Raw genomic sequence first — 16,612 nt, forward strand, 5'->3', positions numbered from 1 at the left:
AGGGGCTATAAAATGGAACAGAAAAAATGCCGTTTTTGCCACTCATTACTAACCAACACTTTTTTAGATTTGGGCGTTTCCCCTCTCGCTAATTCATTTGTAGCTCCTGAAAGCTCATATAAAATGGAACCTTTTTATCCGCTGCACACATTTGTTTGTCACTCTTGTTTACTCGTACAGCTAGATGAATTTGAATCCCCGCAAAATATTTTTCATAACTATTTATACTTCAGCTCTTACTCCTCAAGTTGGCTACTACACGCTAAACAATATGTAGAAATGGCGATTAAGCGTTTCAACTTAACGAAACATTCAAAAGTGATTGAAATCGCAAGTAACGATGGGTACTTATTACAATACTTTAAAAAAGAAAATATCGAGACATTGGGAATTGAACCCGCGAAAAACGTAGCAGAAATTGCTATCAAAAAAGGAATTCCTACTCATGTGAATTTTTTCAGTAATGACTTAGCAAAAAAATTGCCACAAGCTGATTTAATCGTCGCAAATAACGTATTAGCACATGTTCCAAACTTGCATGATTTTGTTGCTGGTTTAAAAACACTATTAAAACGTGATGGCACGATAACAATCGAATTCCCGCACTTATTAAACCTTATATCCTTTAACCAATTTGATACCATCTACCATGAACACTTCTCCTACTTCTCACTTATAAGCCTTCAAAAAATTTTAGCTCATCATCATTTACAAATTGTTGATGTAGAAGAGCTTTCAACACATGGTGGTTCATTACGTATTTTTGTAAACCATCTAAGTTCCCAATCCACTATCCATTCCAACGTTACAAACTTACTCCAAAAAGAAGTCAATCACGGACTCGATACATTAGATTGCTATCTCCTTTTTTCTAAACGAGTGGAACAATTGAAAATAAATATTTTAAAGTTTTTTATCAAAGCAAAAGCTTTAAACAAACAAATCATCGGCTACGGCGCTCCGGCTAAAGGAAACACCCTGTTGAATTATTGCGGAATAGGTAAAGAATTTTTAGCGTATACAGTAGATAAAAATCCTCACAAACAAAATCTCCTTTTACCAGGAACTCGTATTCCAATAAAATCTCCAGCAGAAATTAAACGTACAAAACCGGATTACATTCTCATACTTCCTTGGAATTTGAAAGACGAAATTATAAAAGAATGCTCTTTCATTCGTGAATGGGGCGGTAAATTTCTAGTGACAGTTCCAGAAGTTGAGGTGATTGAGCCATGAAGAAAGTTGTTGTAACAGGTGGTAGTGGCTGGATAGGTAAATATGTTGTAGATTCACTTATACAAAAGGGATACGAAGTGCACGCCACGTATAATAAAAATAAACCCTCTCACCTCCCTTGCCACTGGCATAAAGTAAACTTGCTCCGCAATGACGAAGTAAAACAATTCATTTACGACGTTCAGCCTAGCCATCTCATTCACCTTGCTTGGGAAGCAGTGCCACCAGCATGCTATGTATCTATTAATAATTACTATTGGCTAAAGTCTAGTATTTCATTGATTCAGCACTTTACAACATGCGGCGGAAAGCGTGTTGTCGTTGCAGGTACTGGCGCAGAATACGAATGGTTTAACGGCGTATTATTTGAAGATTCACCGCTCCTTTCCTATAAAACCCCGTATTCTTTATGTAAAAATGCACTGCACTCCTGGCTAGAAACGTATGCACAACAAACAGGCCTCAGCATGTGTTGGGGCCGCATTTTTCATATGTATGGACCTCACGAACAAGGTAATCGGCTCGTTTCTAACATTATCACTTCCTTATTAAAAAACGAGGAAGCACTATGTACACATGGAAAACAATCGAGAGATTTCCTCCATGTGAGTGACGTCGCTGACGCTCTCGTAACAATATTAGAACACGGCATTACAGGCACCATCAATATCGCTTCTGGTCAATCTGTACAAATTAAAGAGTTAGCTTCTATCATTGCTAAAAAGATAGGAAAAGAACATTTAATTAAACTAGGTGCAATCCCTTTCTCTAAAGATGAACCTTTATTTGTCGGGGTTAATGTAGAACGTTTAAAAACTGAAGTAAACTGGAAACCAACATACGATCTAAATACAGGAATAGAAGAAACAATTTTATGGTGGAAATCATTTATACAAAAACATAACGATATGCATCATTAAAACGTAAATCCTTCGTTCCTCTCGCTAATTCCTTATACCATTCTTCTAATCTTTCCGGCGTAACAATATGATGCGTACCCATTCCTCCATGCTTACTAGCTTCAGAAAGAGTCGGACCAATTTGTAACTTTCTCTTTCTCATCGCATCATTCCACGGACTAAACCCAAACCATAATATACAGGCAAGAGGTGGATAAATCATCGATTCATGCGCAGATAAATGTCTTCCAACCGTATAACTTCCATGCTCATGATTATGAATAAATCTTCCCCTTCTCCATAGTCTCCACTCCTCTGGTAAATAACCATGAAATCGCTGTTTCATTAAAGGTATTCCAAAGTTAAGTTCCGGATAATTATAGTTAGGATCATCGACCATAATAAGCCCTTCTAGCCAATACATCCTACCTCCCAATTCATCTAGTGATTTCCAAAACTGATTTTTATCTTGCATGCAAAGAAACTCAGTCGTATTTAAAATCATTTTCCATCCTTGTACTTCTTGTTCTATCCTCATCACTTCATGATCTGTCGCATATGCATCAAACTCTGGATTTACAGAATCTCGCACTTCCCAATGCGGTGCGAATTTTTTACAAATCTCAACGGAACGATCTGTTGAACCTTTATTAATTAAAATACCATGATCAAAAAGTTTCGTATGATGCATAAGCCACCATGGCAATAAATATTCTTCATTGTAAAAATGCGAAATAACGGTTGTAGTTATAATAATCTCCTCCTCTTTCTCTATTAATCTACTTTTTATCCTACAACCAATATACTCATAAGCAAAAATATGTTTCCTAATTATTGATCAAATATTATTATTAATATTTTTGTAAGTTTTCCTTTGGTACCCAGCCCTTCTCACCATCTCTTCCTTCGCCCCAAACCCATCCATTGAATTCTTCTAATCCAATCACTCTTTCTCCAATACTCACATTTAATTCTTTCGCAGTATATTGTTTTATAATAATTCCTGTTCCATTCATATCTTTTTTTATAATTTGCTCCGGAACCCATCCTTTCCGGTCATATTTCTCTTCGTGACAAAACATCCAGTTTTCCCAGTTTTCCGGACCAGCGTAACTCTCTATCATTTTCACTACATCCCCCTCTTCTAAGCGAATTGGATTAGGATAATTGCTAACATGTGATTTTATAACGATATATTTCATAACAACCTCCAATAATCAGAAAATTAAGTTATAATATCATTATAACTTAAAGAGGAGGAATGCACGCATGTACTACAACACTTCATTCGAAAACGATCAACCTGTAGGCCGTCTATAAACTAAGACGGGCAATCATATAACACATACACTACGCCTCGTCTTAGGGAACTCATAATACCCTAAAAATAGACGGAGGTACTTTACATGAAACAAACAATTTTAGGAGCTATATGTTTATCACTAGCAGCAAGTATATGGGGTGGTATGTATGTTGTTAGCAAATACGTACTCGATTTTATCCCACCACTAACACTCGTTTGGCTACGCTTTATCATTGCTTTTGTTGTTTTGTATGGCATTTTGAAACTAGCTGAGAAAAAACAAAAGAAAAAAGTAAACATTCGCAAAAAAGATTGGCTCCTCTTCGCTTGGATAGGATTTATTGGATATTTCATTTCAATCACATGCCAATTTATCGGAACAAAATTATCCGACGCTCATACAGGCTCGTTAGTTACATCAGCTACGCCTGCATTTATGGTTATATTTGCAGCGCTCATTTTGAAAGAAAAACTAACCGCTCGTAGACTTTTATCTACTATAATAGCGACAATCGGTGTCATTATCGTAATCGGATGGGATATTGAAATTGGCTCCTATTTTATCGGAACAATCATTTTAGTTGGAGCCGCTATTACGTGGGCCTTACTATCTATTTATGTAAAAATCGCTTCAATCCAATTTTCATCCTTAGTTATTACAACGTATGCCATATTCTTTTCACTCTTTTTTATTACACCTTTTATGATATGGGAACTACAAGCAGCCTCTATCGGAACAGTAAATACGTACGTCATATTAGGCGTATTATACTTAGGAATCGTCTCAACAGCAGGTGCCTTTTTCCTTTGGAATAAAGGATTAGACTTAATGGATGCAAGCATCGGTTCCTTATTTTTCTTCTTCCAACCTATCGTTGGATCATTACTTGGTTGGCTCTTATTAAATGAGACATTAAATAGTAACTTTTTCATTGGTGGTATTCTTATTATCTGTAGTGTTTTTATTACTACTTTTGAAAAGAAATAAAAAGCAGGCAGAGATTCTTAATCTCTGCCTGTTCGCATAATTGGGTCTTGGTCGTGAAAACCAATACAAATCGATGCATATCATAATACTTCGCTTCTATTTGCTCTACTGCTAACGAAAAGACATCCTCTTGCATCTCTTCTAAATACTGAAATATATCCATACTAAATACTCCCCACTCTTTACGCACTCCAATGCGATGGACGAGACAATAATTTCGGCAATTTCGTATGCTTATCCCCTCTCGCAGCATTAACTTGAACTTGCGTCAGAAAAATACTATTAGTAAAATCAGCCCCGCGAATATCTGCATCTCGCAAATCTGCTCCGATGAGATCTGCTCCTCTTAAATCTGCACCATTTAAGTTAGCCGCAATTAAATAAGCTCCTCTTAAATTTGCACCTTGTAAATTTTTCTTTTTCAGATTCGCTCCCATAAGGTCTGCTCCACGGTGTATGATTCGTTTCTTACGCGCAGTATTCATTTCCTTCCATACTAGTTCGCTCGTTTCTAAAAGGAGAATGTTCACCTCTGCCCTATGCATTGGAACATTTATTTTCATTAACTCATCTGGATTTAAATTCGAAAGTCGCTCTGTCTCCTCAATTGCGTTCTCCAGCTCTTTATGAATTGGCTGTGTTGCCTTTAAAAGAATCGCCTCATTCAAATACCAAAGCATTTCATGAAGTTGATGCATAACTGGAAAAGCATCGTACATTTTTCTTGCATGCCTTGCATCTTTCCGCCAATCAATCCCTTTAAACGTACCCTGAGAAATCTTCTGTCCAGCACCGAAACACTCAAATACTGTACAACCTTTATAACCTTTTCCTCTAAGATTTTTATGTATACTACATTTAAAATCTGATTGTAAGTTGGAACATGGTTTACCACCATCTTTATTCACTGCAAAATCTACCGATGCTGCGAACGGTAATGCAACGCAACATAGACCGAAGCATTTTTCGCAGTTTGCTTTTAAATGATCGTTATGATTAGTCAAAATCTATACCCCCTGTTGTCTTTTGACTATTTCATAATATTCCAACTGTAATAAATAATCAATTTTAAAATAAACCAGCATCTTTCGTTTCAATTCATAACTTTATCATTCGATTTCCTTTCAATTGAAAAGGACTATTTCTATTTAATGAATTATAATTAAATTATAAATTTTCTAACTAAAAAGGAGACTTATTATGGCACTAGAAATGAAAACAAACTGTCAAATTTGCGATCAATCGCTCGAACAAGATTCTGAAGCATACATTTGTGTATATGAATGTACATTTTGCGCACCATGTACAGAAGAAAGACATAACGTTTGTCCAAACTGCGGCGGCGAATTAGTACGTAGACCGAAAAAGAAATAATAAAAAGCAAAGCGATATCGCTTTGCTTTTGTTTAGGCATCTGAAATTATATATTTAAAAACTTCACACAAACAGGCTCTGGCACAACAACATCAGATTGTAAAAGTGTTAACTTACCTGTAGATTCATCTCTTGAAAATAACACAAGATTATGTGACTTTTCATTTGTAGCAACAAGAAACTTTTCAGTAGGATCTAATACAAAGTCTCGTGGCCAATTTCCTTCTGTAGATGTATGTTCCACAAATGTAAGCTGGCCTGAGTTTTGATCTACGCTATAAACAGCGATACTATTATGACCACGATTACCTGCATATACAAAGCGGCCGTCAGAAGAAATATGGATAGCACTGCCTTGACTATTTTCATCAAATTGTTCTGGAAGAGTAGAAATATACTGTAATTCTGTAAAGGATCCTTCTTCCGAGTTATATGTTAGCGCAATAACCTCTGAACTAAGCTCCGTCATTACATAAGCGTATTTTCCATTTGGATGAAAAGCAATGTGTCTTGGTCCACTTCCCGGATTCACAGACAGGCTATTCACTTCTATTAATGTACTATCTTTTACTTCATACGTAATTATTTTATCTATCCCTAAATCAACGCCCACTACATATTTTTCATCAGGAGTGTACCCCGCGTAATGTGCATGTGGTTTTTCTTGTCTTTCTTTATTCGGACCTGAACCTTCATGTGCCATAATAGATGAAGCAGGATTTACAGTTCCATTTTCTTCATTTATTTCAAAAGACTCAATCGTTCCTTTATGGTAATTCGCTGTAACTACTGTATGATTTCCACTATCAACACTAATATGACAAGGAGAAGCACCTTCTACTACTTGTCTATTTTTCGCTTTTAGTTCTCCAGTATGACTATCAATGGAATAAGCAGCTACACCGCCAGATTCGCCTTCCTTAACAACAGAATAGAGATATTCATTATTTCGGTTAATCGTTACATATGTAGGGTTATCCAACTTAGCGGCAAGTGTTACATTACTAATTTTTTTTGCTTCTACATCTAGCGTAAATTTATATATTCCTTCGCTATTTTCTTTCGTGTAAGTTCCAACATATCCAATAAACTCTTTGTTATCCTTCATTTTCATAACCCTCTCTCCCTATATTTTTCGTTCATCATGCTTCTTAAAATATTTTATGTTGAAAGAGTATCCTAAAAAAATCGGAGTACCTCTTTATACGTTACCATATTTTCTTGGTAAATAGCTTTTAAACCCACTTTTTTTGATACGCTGCTATACTTTCATATTCTTCTTCCAATTGACGGGACAGACGGATATAGATTGGCGTTAAATCTTTATATTTTTCCACACTTTCCATGTTTGGCTCATGATGGAAATCTGCACCTACCATTTCAGAAACTACAGATAATGTATCTATTTCACCTAAACTATATAAACCGAGGATTGCAGCTCCTAAGCAAGAGCTTTCGAAACTTTCCGGAACATATACGTCTTGATGGAAGATGTCCGCCATCATCTGTCTCCAAAGTTCCGACCTTGCAAAGCCGCCTGTCGCTTGAATTTTTTTCGGTTCGCCAATTAACTCTTTTAAAGCGAGAAGAACCGTATATAAATTATAAATTACTCCTTCTAAAACAGCACGGATAAGATGTTCTTTCTTATGATGCAATCCGAGTCCAAAGAAAGATCCTCGTGCATTTGCATTCCATAAAGGAGCTCTTTCCCCTGCTAAATACGGGTGAAACAATAAACCGTCAGATCCAGGATTCACTTTTGCTGCTATTTCAGTAAGTACTTCATATGGATCTTTTCCTAAACGCTTTGCAAGCTCAATCTCTGAAGTACCCAATTGGTCACGAGCCCATCTGAAAATCATACCGCCATTATTCACTGGTCCACCGATTACCCAATGGTCTTCAGTTAACGCATAACAAAAAATTCTACCTTTTGGATCTGTTACAGGACGATTTGTTACAGCACGTATCGCACCGCTTGTACCAATTGTAACAGCCACAACGCCAGGATCTATTGCATTTACACCTAAATTAGATAGTACTCCATCACTCGCTCCTACTACAAAAGGCGTAGAAACAAGTACATTCATCTCTTTGGCAAGCTCTTCATCTAATCCTGTTAAACTGTGCGTTGTTGGAACAAGTTTAGAAAGCTTTTCATCTGTAATTCCCGCAACATGTAAAGCCTCTTCATCCCATTTTAAAGATTTCAAATTAAACATCCCTGTTGCTGACGCTATAGAATAATCAATTACATACTCTTTATATAACTTGTAAAAAACATATTCTTTAATAGAAATGAATTTATAACTTTTTGCGAATAACTCTGCCTGCTCATTCTGTAGCCAAACTAATTTCGAAAGTGGTGACATCGGATGAATTGGTGTCCCAGTACGAAGGTAAATTTCATGACCATTCATATCATTCTTTATTTTCTCCGCCCAGCTTGCACTTCTATTATCTGCCCAAGTAATACATCCCGTTAATGGATTCCCCTTTTCATCTACAGCAATGAGACTATGCATTGCCGAACTAAAAGAGACACAAAGAATATCACTTGGCTGTACACTACTTAATCGTACAGTTTCTTTAATCGTATTTATTACTGCACGAAAAATTTCTTCTGGGTCTTGTTCCGCTGTTTCAGGCGTAGGAGAATATAAAGGATATTCAATTCCATGACTAGCAATAACAGATCCATCAGTAGAAAATAGAACTGATTTTGTACTAGTTGTCCCAATGTCTACACCAATCATATATTTTGAGCTCACCATTTCTTCCTCCTAACAAAAAATTGTTACAGTATCCCACCATAAAAATACATTCCTTTTATCTATTGATAACGTTGTATGCCACAATTATCTAAATAGAAACATCTTTATCTTAAACAAACATATCGAGTAGTAAAACTCCTCCAAAAGCGATAAATGAAAGTAACGTTTCTAATACTGTCCATGTTTTAAATGTTTCTTTCACTGTTAACCCTAGGTATTCTTTTACCATCCAAAAACCAGCATCGTTTACGTGTGAAAACATTAATGCTCCTGCACCTGTTGCAATAACGAGTAACTCTAAATTCACACCTGTCGTATTTTCAACGATTGGTGAAACGATGCCCGCTGCTGTTGTTAAAGCGACTGTCGCTGACCCTGTCGCAATTCGAATTAATCCTGCTACTATAAATGCTAATACAATTGGGGATAGAGCTAAATGCTCAGACATTTGAGCAATAGCATTGCCTACACCACTATCGATAAGAATTTGCTTAAATCCCCCGCCAGCACCAATAATCGCAACAATTGAACCGATTGGTAATAAGCTATCTTCTGTTACCTTCTTAATAGCCTTTTTATCGATACCTTGGCGAAATCCAAGAAAATAAAACGCTGCAAAACATGCAATCAATAGTGCAATGATAGGACTACCGATTAATGTGACAGTCTTCATCAAAGTAGTAGAAAGAGGCACATAAGGAGCTGCTGCAGCTAAAACCATTAACATAACAGGTAACAAAATAACTAAAAATGAAACTCCTATTCCTGGTAATTTCGTTGATTTTGTGTTTACACGAATCAATTCTGGCTCATTTTCGGGAATTACACGTTTGTGAATCCATTTCGCAAATATAGGACCTGCAATAATCGCTGCAAAAAATGTAATAATGAGTGAATACAATAGTACCTTCCCAAGATTCGCTTTATAAATACCAATTGCTACAATTGCCCCTGGATGCGGAGGAACAAGGCCGTGTACGACAGATAGCCCAGCAATTGCTGGTAATGCTATCAATAAAATATTTTGTTTCGTTGTTTTATGAATTGAAATTACTAACGGCAGTAATATTAAAATGCCTACTTCAAAAAACACCGGGATTCCAATAATAAAACCTGCAATTAACATAGCCCATGGTAAGTTTTTTATCCCAAAGGATTTTATAAAGAACTCTGCCACCTGCATTCCAGCACCTGACTCTGCCATCATTTTCCCTAAAATTGTACCTAATACTAAAATACCTACTAAATGCCCGAGAACACTTCCAACTCCCGTTTCATAAGCACTTACTATTTTATCCATTGGCATTCCAGACATAATTGCTAAAAACAAACTTGCAATCGTTAAACTAATAAACGCATGCCATCTCCACCACGATACCCCTAAAATAACAATTACAATTGATAATAATGTAATAATTAAAAGGTACATATTCATACTCAATCCCCCTTTATGTAAACCCTTTCATAATTGCTATATAATTAAAAGAACCTATATAGTTCTTACTTGAGTAAAAGATACCTTTACATATTGCTATACGCTTAAAAGCATCTTCACATCATAATGATTTATATAAAAAGAATCTCCCTTATTAGAGATACACTTTAAATCATCTCTCTAATAAGGGGATTTCTCTTTCATAATTATAATGTTATTGTGATAAACGCTTCGCGCGAGCAATTTTTCCTTTTTTAAAAGTGAATGACGCTTTCATCTCTGCTTTTTTCACGTAGTAAGACTACAAACTCAGGATCCAGTTTAAACGATGAAGTTACTTAGGATTTGTCCTCTCATGAAAAGCAATTTTCGGAAAGCACCTTCACTTTCATGCATTATAATTTAGGAGCTTTCGCCCAATCCGCAGCAAATTTCTCAATACCTTGGTCTGTTAATGGGTGCATAGCAAGTTGCTCGATTACTTTATAAGGGATTGTTGCAATGTGAGCACCTGCCATCGCTACACGAGTTACATGATCTGGATGTCTGACAGAAGCCGCAATAATTTGTGTATCTAATTGATGAACATCGAATAATTCAGCAATTTTAGCAACTAATAGTACACCATCTTCAGAAATATCATCTAAGCGTCCTAAAAATGGAGAAACGTACGTTGCACCTGCTCGAGCAGCTAAAAGTGCTTGGTTCACAGTGAAAATAAGTGTAACGTTCGTTTTCACACCTTTTTCAGTAAGATAGCGACAAGCTTCTAATCCTGCTAGCGTCATTGGAAGTTTTATCGTGACGTTTTTATCGCCACCGTTAATTTTAATTAATTCTTCTGCTTGAGCAATCATTTCTTCAGCTGTAACAGCATCTGGCGTTACTTCTGCCGAAACAGACTCAACTTTAGGTACTGCCTGACAAATTTCTGCGATACGGTCTTCAAACTTAACGCCCTCTTTTGCTACTAAAGAAGGATTCGTTGTAACACCAGCTAAAACTCCAAGTTTATATGCTTTTTTTATGTCCTCAAGATTTGCAGTATCAATAAAAAATTTCATGATCAATTCCCTCCAGTTTTTAAACGTTGATGAGTTACATGTTTAATATGCTTATCCCGTAAAAGCCCGATTGGTATGGAATAAAGCCCCTACTTATTAAAGTTTCACTTTATTTCTTTTCTACTGCATGTCCGCCAAATTCATTGCGCAGAGCTGCTACTACTTTTCCTGTAAATGTATCATTGTCTAATGAGCGGTAGCGCATTAATAACGACATTGCGATAACAGGAGTTGCTGTTTGAAGGTCTAATGCTGTTTCTACTGTCCATTTTCCTTCACCAGAAGAATGCATAACACCCTTAATTTCATCCAGTTTTGCATCTTTAGAAAATGCATTTTCTGTTAATTCCATTAACCAAGAACGAATGACTGAACCGTTGTTCCATACCCTTGATACTTTTTCATAATCGTAGTCAAATTCACTTTTCTCTAGGATTTCAAATCCTTCACCAATAGCAGCCATCATACCGTATTCAATTCCGTTATGAACCATTTTTAAGAAGTGACCACTACCAGCTTTTCCAGCATATAAGAATCCATTTTCTACAGCAGTATCGCGGAAGATAGGTTCAACGATGTCCCAAGCTTCTTGATCTCCTCCGATCATGTAACAAGCACCATTACGAGCGCCTTCCATTCCGCCAGAAGTTCCTGCATCCATAAAGTGAATGCCATCTTTCTTTAATTGCTCATATCGGCGGATAGACTCTTTATAATGTGAATTACCAGCTTCAATTAAAATATCTCCTTTTGATAAAAGTGGTGTAACCTCATCAATAACAGAATCAACAACAGCGTGTGGTACCATTACCCAAAGAATTCTTGGTGATTGTAATGACTGAACAAGTTCACTTAAACTAGATGTACCCGTTGCCCCGTACTCTTTCATTTCTTCTACTGCGCTCGTATTTAAATCAAATGCTACTACTTCATGTTTATGATCCATTAAATTTTTCCCTAAATTTAATCCCATTTTACCTAACCCAATTAATCCTACTTGCATAATATAATTCCTCCTCAAATCATCTTTTATTAAAAATCCATATCACTACAATCTGGAATACCTTTCAGCACTGAAATGTTAGTATGTACAGAAAGGTATTCACAGTCATAGCTTAAGAATTCAACACATTTTTTGTAATTTGAACAACATTTTCTGTCGTAAATCCAAATAGATTCATGACTTCAGCTCCAGTTCCTGAAGCTCCAAATGTTTCAATTGATAGTACTTTTCCTTCTTGTCCTACATAACGTTCCCAACCTAGAGATACACCCATTTCAAGAGATACTCGTTTCGTTATAGAAGACGGAAGAACGGATTCTTTATATTCGTTCGATTGGCGATCGAATAACTCCCAGCTCGGCATTGCAACGATGCGAACAGAAACTTGATCTTCTTCTAATTTTGCTTTCGCACTAGTAGCTAAGGATACTTCAGAACCTGTCGCAATTAAAATTACATCCGGATTTTCATTCGTTTGTGTTAATACGTAAGCTCCTTTAGAGAGATTCTCTATGTTCGCTTTCGTTTCATTAAACACCGGTAAATTTTGACGGCTCAGTACTAAAACGACTGGACCATCCGTTTGCTGTAAAGCATACGCCCAAGCACTTGCTGTTTCATTTGCATCTGACGGACGGATAACTGTTAGACCAGGAATTGCTCGAAGCGCTGCCAATTGTTCAATTGGTTCATGCGTTGGACCATCTTCTCCTACAGCAATCGAATCATGTGTAAATACGTAAGTAACAGGTAACTTTTGCAGTGCAGCCAGTCGAATCGATGGACGAAGGTAATCATTAAATACAAAGAATGTACTTACGAAAGGTTTTACTCCTCCATGGAGAGCCAGTCCATTCGCTGCCGCGCCCATTGCGTGTTCACGTACACCGAAGTATATATTTCGTCCAGCATATGATTCTACTGCATATACTGCTTCACCTTTTATATCTGTCATCGTAGAATGAGAAAGATCCGCACTTCCACCGAAAATAGAAGGAATCGATTTCACATAATGATTAATAGCTTCCCCACTTGCAACACGAGTGGAAATCGTTTTTTCAATATCAAAGGATAGAATGTCTTTCGCTTCAATTAAAACATCACCTGTAATCGCTTTTTCTAATTCATCTGCTAGTGCAGGGTTCGACTCTCTGTATGAATTGAACTGCTCATTCCAGTCATTTTCTTTTTCAATACCTTTTTGTTTCAGTTCATTAAAATGAGCTTTTACTTCTTCAGGTACAAAGAAATCTTCCTCATAACCCCAACCATACACTTGTTTTGTCGCTGTTGCCTCTTCTACTCCAAGCGGATTACCATGTGCTTTGTTCGTTCCAGCAACTTTTGGACTTCCATAACCTATAATAGTTCTAATTTCTATAAGAGTAGGTTGATCCGTATTTTCTTTCGCTGATTGAATAGCTTTTGTAATAGCATCGACATCGTTTCCATCTTCAACTCTTACATATTGCCAATGTACAGATTCTGCCCTTTTCTGAATATCTTCAGAGAAAGCAATGCCTAATTCACCATCAAGTGAAATTTCATTTGAATCATACAGTACAATTAACTTGCCAAGTTTCATATGTCCTGCCATTGACATCGCTTCATAAGCGACACCCTCCATTAAGTCACCATCTCCGACTAAAGCATACGTATTGTGATCTATAATAGAGTGACCACCCTTATTAAACTTTGCTGCTAAATGAGCTTCTGCCATTGCCATTCCGACAGCATTCGCAATTCCTTGTCCTAACGGGCCTGTAGTCGCTTCAACTCCAGGAGTATGACCAAACTCAGGATGTCCTGGTGTTTTACTATTTAACTTTCTGAAGTTTTTCAAGTCATCAATTGAAACGTCATATCCAGCTAAATGAAGTAGGCTATATAATAGACTAGATCCATGTCCCGCCGATAAAACGAAACGATCACGGTTAAACCATTCTGGGTGATTAGGATTGTAATTTAAATGATTCGCCCATAATGCATAAGCCATCGGTGCTGCTCCCATTGGAAGACCTGGATGACCTGAATTTGCCGCATTAATAGCATCAATTGATAACGTACGAAGTGTATTCACTGCTAATTGATTTATGTTTTGTGTCATAGTAATAGTCCCCCTACATGCTTTTATGAAAGAAAGTACTTATTTTTCCGTTTCTTGATCTAACCACCATTTAAATCCACTTTCTTGCAATAGTTCATTCGACGCATCTGGACCATATGAACCAGACTCATATTCATGAAGTGGTAATAAGTTTTCCTCGAATGCTTCAAGAATTGGTTGTACCCATTCCCATGACAATTCCACTTCTCTCCAATGTGCAAAGAATGTAGCGTCTCCACTCACAGCATCATGAATGAGTCTTTCATACGCTTCAGGTACTCCCACATCCGCTTGCTCACAAGTAAAGTTAATACGCATCGGTTCAATTTCTCCATTTTTCAATGGATTTTTACTATTTAACTGTAATGAAACATTCTCACCTGGGCTAATTTCAATTATTAATAAGTTAGGTGCTGCATTTGGATTACTATCTTGATATTGCTGTTTTAACGTATTTTTAAATTCGATTACAATACGAGTAGACTTTTCTTTCATTCGTTTACCTGTTCGTATATAAAATGGAACGCCAGTCCAAAACGGATTATCGATCCACAATCGAGCAGCAACAAATGTGTCTATGTTAGAAGAAGGATTTACTCCTGGTTCCTCTTTATATGCTACAACTTGCTCGCCTTTTATCTCTCCTGAAGCATATTGTCCGCGAATGATATGGTTTTGAACGTCTTCTTTTTTCACTTTACGAAGCGTCTCCATTACCTTTCGCTTTTCCTCTCGAATTTCACATGCATTAACCTTTTCCGGCAGATTCATAGCAGTCATCATTAATATTTGTAACATATGATTTTGAACCATATCTCGAATGGCTCCTGCCTGATCATAATATCCTGCTCTTTCTTCAACCCCAACTGTTTCACTAGCTGTGATTTGTACATTCGCTATATGTTCTTTATTCCAAATAGACTGGAGAACAGGATTTGCAAATTCTAGTGCTTCAAGATTTTGAATCATCGGTTTACCTAAATAATGATCAATACGGTATATCTCGTCTTCTTCAAACGTGCGACTAAGCTTATCATTCAGCTCACGAGCAGATGTAAGGTCGTGCCCAAACGGTTTCTCAATCATTAGGCGTTTCCATCCATCCGTTTTATCAAGTCCGCTTTCCTTAATATTTAAAGCGATTGTCTCGAAAAATTCAGGAGCAACGGAAAGATAAAACATTCTATTACCTTTTATATGTAGTTCTTCTTCCCTTTCGCGAACGACTTGTAATAATCTCTCATAGTCTTCCGGCTTACTCACATCTAATGGACAATAGCGAAAATTATCTAAAAAACCTTCGAGATCTGAAGTCCCTTCTTCTCTATGGCGAGAAAACGTCTCTATTGATTCTTTTATTCTTTTTTGAAAATCTACATGAGATACTTCACGTCTCCCAAGCCCGATAACAGATATTTGCTTTGGAAGCTTTTGATCTCTATATAAGTTATATAGTGCGGGGTAAATTTTGCGTTTCGCTAAGTCCCCTGTCGCTCCAAATAAAACAAAGGTCATTGATTCCAAGTTCAGTCCCCCTCTTGTTGTATAATCCTTGTCAATATTTTAAAAATGAATTGTACAGAAGCCCCTGTTTTTATAAAAAAACAAAGAGTTATCAAATTCCAATTCCTTTTATACCTTTCGCTTTCTAATTGTCCCCAATATTAATAGTGGCAATTCAAAGCATTTCTACCACAGATTACTTATTTATCGAACCTAACAAACAAATGTATATTCGATTACTTTTAGTAATTAAATAATCTTATGTCTAGTATATTAACCATATAAATTATTATCGTCAATAAAAATGTCTTGCATTACATACTATTTATTTCGTAATGCTTTTCTAAGTGTATTCCTAATTACCATTCATTTTCAAAGATAATGATTGATATAACAAATGTCAGTTTCATCAAAATATTCAATCATTTTTTCATTAAACTCACGAGCAGACGTTACATGATAACCAAAAGGCTTCTCTATAATAAGACGACGGTTCAATCCTTTTGTAGCCCACAATCCACTTTCCTTAATATTTAAAGCAATGACATCAAATACTTCTGGTATAACAGATAGGTAAAACATGCGGTTTTCAGGAATGTTTAATTCTGTTTCACGCCTCTTTACAAGACGCAACAAATCTTGATAGTCCTCTATATTCGCTGTATTTAATTGACAATAACGAAATGTGCTAATAAATTCTTCTACTCCTAATTCATCATCAGTAGATCTTCTAGAAAATGTAGCAAGGGATTGTTCTACCTTTGTTTGAAATTCCACATCTGACATTACCCTTCTGCTGATACCGATAATCGAAATAGATTGTGGTATATTTTGATTACTAAATAGCTTATATAAAGCAGGATAAATTTTGCGTTTCGCTAAATCCCCTGTCGCTCCGGATAAAGTGAAACTTTAATCAGTGG

General features: G+C 36.5%; 15 protein-coding genes and 1 pseudogene. 4 read left to right on the forward strand and 12 right to left on the reverse strand.

What is annotated here, in order from left to right:
* Positions 1-12: 12 nt before the first annotated feature.
* Both DN407_RS16300 and DN407_RS16305 read left to right on the forward strand, forming a co-directional pair.
* Positions 13-1,236, forward strand: coding sequence for a class I SAM-dependent methyltransferase (locus DN407_RS16300; protein ID WP_000435771.1), 1,224 nt, complete (start codon positions 13-15; stop codon positions 1,234-1,236).
* The gene (locus tag DN407_RS16305) at positions 1,233-2,156 is read left to right on the forward strand and encodes an NAD-dependent epimerase/dehydratase family protein (protein WP_149216480.1); all 924 of its coding nucleotides are present in this window, start codon (positions 1,233-1,235) and stop codon (positions 2,154-2,156) included. Before DN407_RS16300 ends, DN407_RS16305 begins: the two co-directional genes overlap by 4 nt.
* On the opposite strand, the gene DN407_RS16310 is transcribed toward DN407_RS16305, so the two are convergent.
* Complete coding sequence (locus DN407_RS16310; RefSeq protein ID WP_071686365.1) at positions 2,125-2,925, reverse strand: glycosyltransferase family 2 protein; 801 nt, start codon at positions 2,923-2,925, stop codon at positions 2,125-2,127. The genes DN407_RS16305 and DN407_RS16310 overlap by 32 nt on opposite strands.
* A 61-nt stretch (positions 2,926-2,986) precedes the next feature.
* Positions 2,987-3,337, reverse strand: coding sequence for an SH3 domain-containing protein (locus DN407_RS16315; RefSeq protein ID WP_000875282.1), 351 nt, complete (start codon positions 3,335-3,337; stop codon positions 2,987-2,989).
* A gap of 204 nt (positions 3,338-3,541) precedes the next feature.
* Between DN407_RS16315 and DN407_RS16320 the strand changes: the two genes are divergently transcribed.
* Positions 3,542-4,426 carry a DMT family transporter gene (locus tag DN407_RS16320; protein ID WP_149216481.1) on the forward strand — a complete coding sequence of 295 codons (885 nt, stop codon included), beginning with the start codon at positions 3,542-3,544 and terminating at the stop codon, positions 4,424-4,426.
* Here the strand turns inward: DN407_RS16320 and DN407_RS16325 are convergent.
* Both DN407_RS16325 and DN407_RS16330 read right to left on the reverse strand, forming a co-directional pair.
* The gene (locus DN407_RS16325) at positions 4,407-4,589 is read right to left on the reverse strand and encodes a hypothetical protein (RefSeq protein WP_149216482.1); all 183 of its coding nucleotides are present in this window, start codon (positions 4,587-4,589) and stop codon (positions 4,407-4,409) included. The two genes, DN407_RS16320 and DN407_RS16325, sit on opposite strands and share 20 nt — an antisense overlap.
* Positions 4,590-4,608: 19 nt before the next feature.
* A complete protein-coding gene (locus tag DN407_RS16330; protein WP_149216483.1) occupies positions 4,609-5,430 on the reverse strand; it encodes a pentapeptide repeat-containing protein in 822 nt (273 codons plus the stop codon).
* Positions 5,431-5,626: 196 nt separating this feature from the next.
* On the opposite strand from DN407_RS16330, the gene DN407_RS16335 reads away from it, so the two are divergent.
* A complete protein-coding gene (locus tag DN407_RS16335; protein ID WP_001162788.1) occupies positions 5,627-5,800 on the forward strand; it encodes a DUF1272 domain-containing protein in 174 nt (57 codons plus the stop codon).
* Positions 5,801-5,846: 46 nt separating this feature from the next.
* Here DN407_RS16335 and DN407_RS16340 read toward each other — a convergent pair whose 3' ends face one another.
* The 8 genes and pseudogenes from DN407_RS16340 to DN407_RS16375 form a co-directional block, all read right to left on the reverse strand.
* A complete protein-coding gene (locus DN407_RS16340; protein WP_086385142.1) occupies positions 5,847-6,914 on the reverse strand; it encodes a lactonase family protein in 1,068 nt (355 codons plus the stop codon).
* Between the two features lie 121 nt (positions 6,915-7,035).
* Entirely contained in the window at positions 7,036-8,577 is a 1,542-nt protein-coding gene (gene gntK / locus DN407_RS16345; RefSeq protein WP_149216484.1) for a gluconokinase, read from the reverse strand.
* A 109-nt stretch (positions 8,578-8,686) separates the two neighbouring features.
* Positions 8,687-10,012 (reverse strand): gluconate permease GntP, encoded by a 1,326-nt coding sequence (gntP, locus tag DN407_RS16350; RefSeq protein WP_103622635.1) that lies wholly within the window; start codon positions 10,010-10,012, stop codon positions 8,687-8,689.
* 395 nt (positions 10,013-10,407) lie between these two features.
* Positions 10,408-11,076 carry a fructose-6-phosphate aldolase gene (gene fsa / locus DN407_RS16355; protein ID WP_000667692.1) on the reverse strand — a complete coding sequence of 223 codons (669 nt, stop codon included), beginning with the start codon at positions 11,074-11,076 and terminating at the stop codon, positions 10,408-10,410.
* A 109-nt stretch (positions 11,077-11,185) separates the two neighbouring features.
* A complete protein-coding gene (gene gnd / locus DN407_RS16360; protein WP_001195925.1) occupies positions 11,186-12,079 on the reverse strand; it encodes a phosphogluconate dehydrogenase (NAD(+)-dependent, decarboxylating) in 894 nt (297 codons plus the stop codon).
* A 112-nt stretch (positions 12,080-12,191) separates the two neighbouring features.
* A complete protein-coding gene (gene tkt, locus DN407_RS16365) occupies positions 12,192-14,186 on the reverse strand; it encodes a transketolase (protein WP_149216485.1) in 1,995 nt (664 codons plus the stop codon).
* 39 nt (positions 14,187-14,225) lie between these two features.
* A complete protein-coding gene (gene zwf, locus DN407_RS16370; RefSeq protein WP_086385139.1) occupies positions 14,226-15,710 on the reverse strand; it encodes a glucose-6-phosphate dehydrogenase in 1,485 nt (494 codons plus the stop codon).
* A 351-nt stretch (positions 15,711-16,061) separates the two neighbouring features.
* Positions 16,062-16,601, reverse strand: a pseudogene (locus tag DN407_RS16375) (glucose-6-phosphate dehydrogenase); the annotation flags it as partial.
* Positions 16,602-16,612 lie beyond the last annotated feature (11 nt).

It is taken from the genome of Bacillus sp. JAS24-2, assembly GCF_008274905.1.
GTDB lineage: Bacteria > Bacillota > Bacilli > Bacillales > Bacillaceae_G > Bacillus_A > Bacillus_A cereus.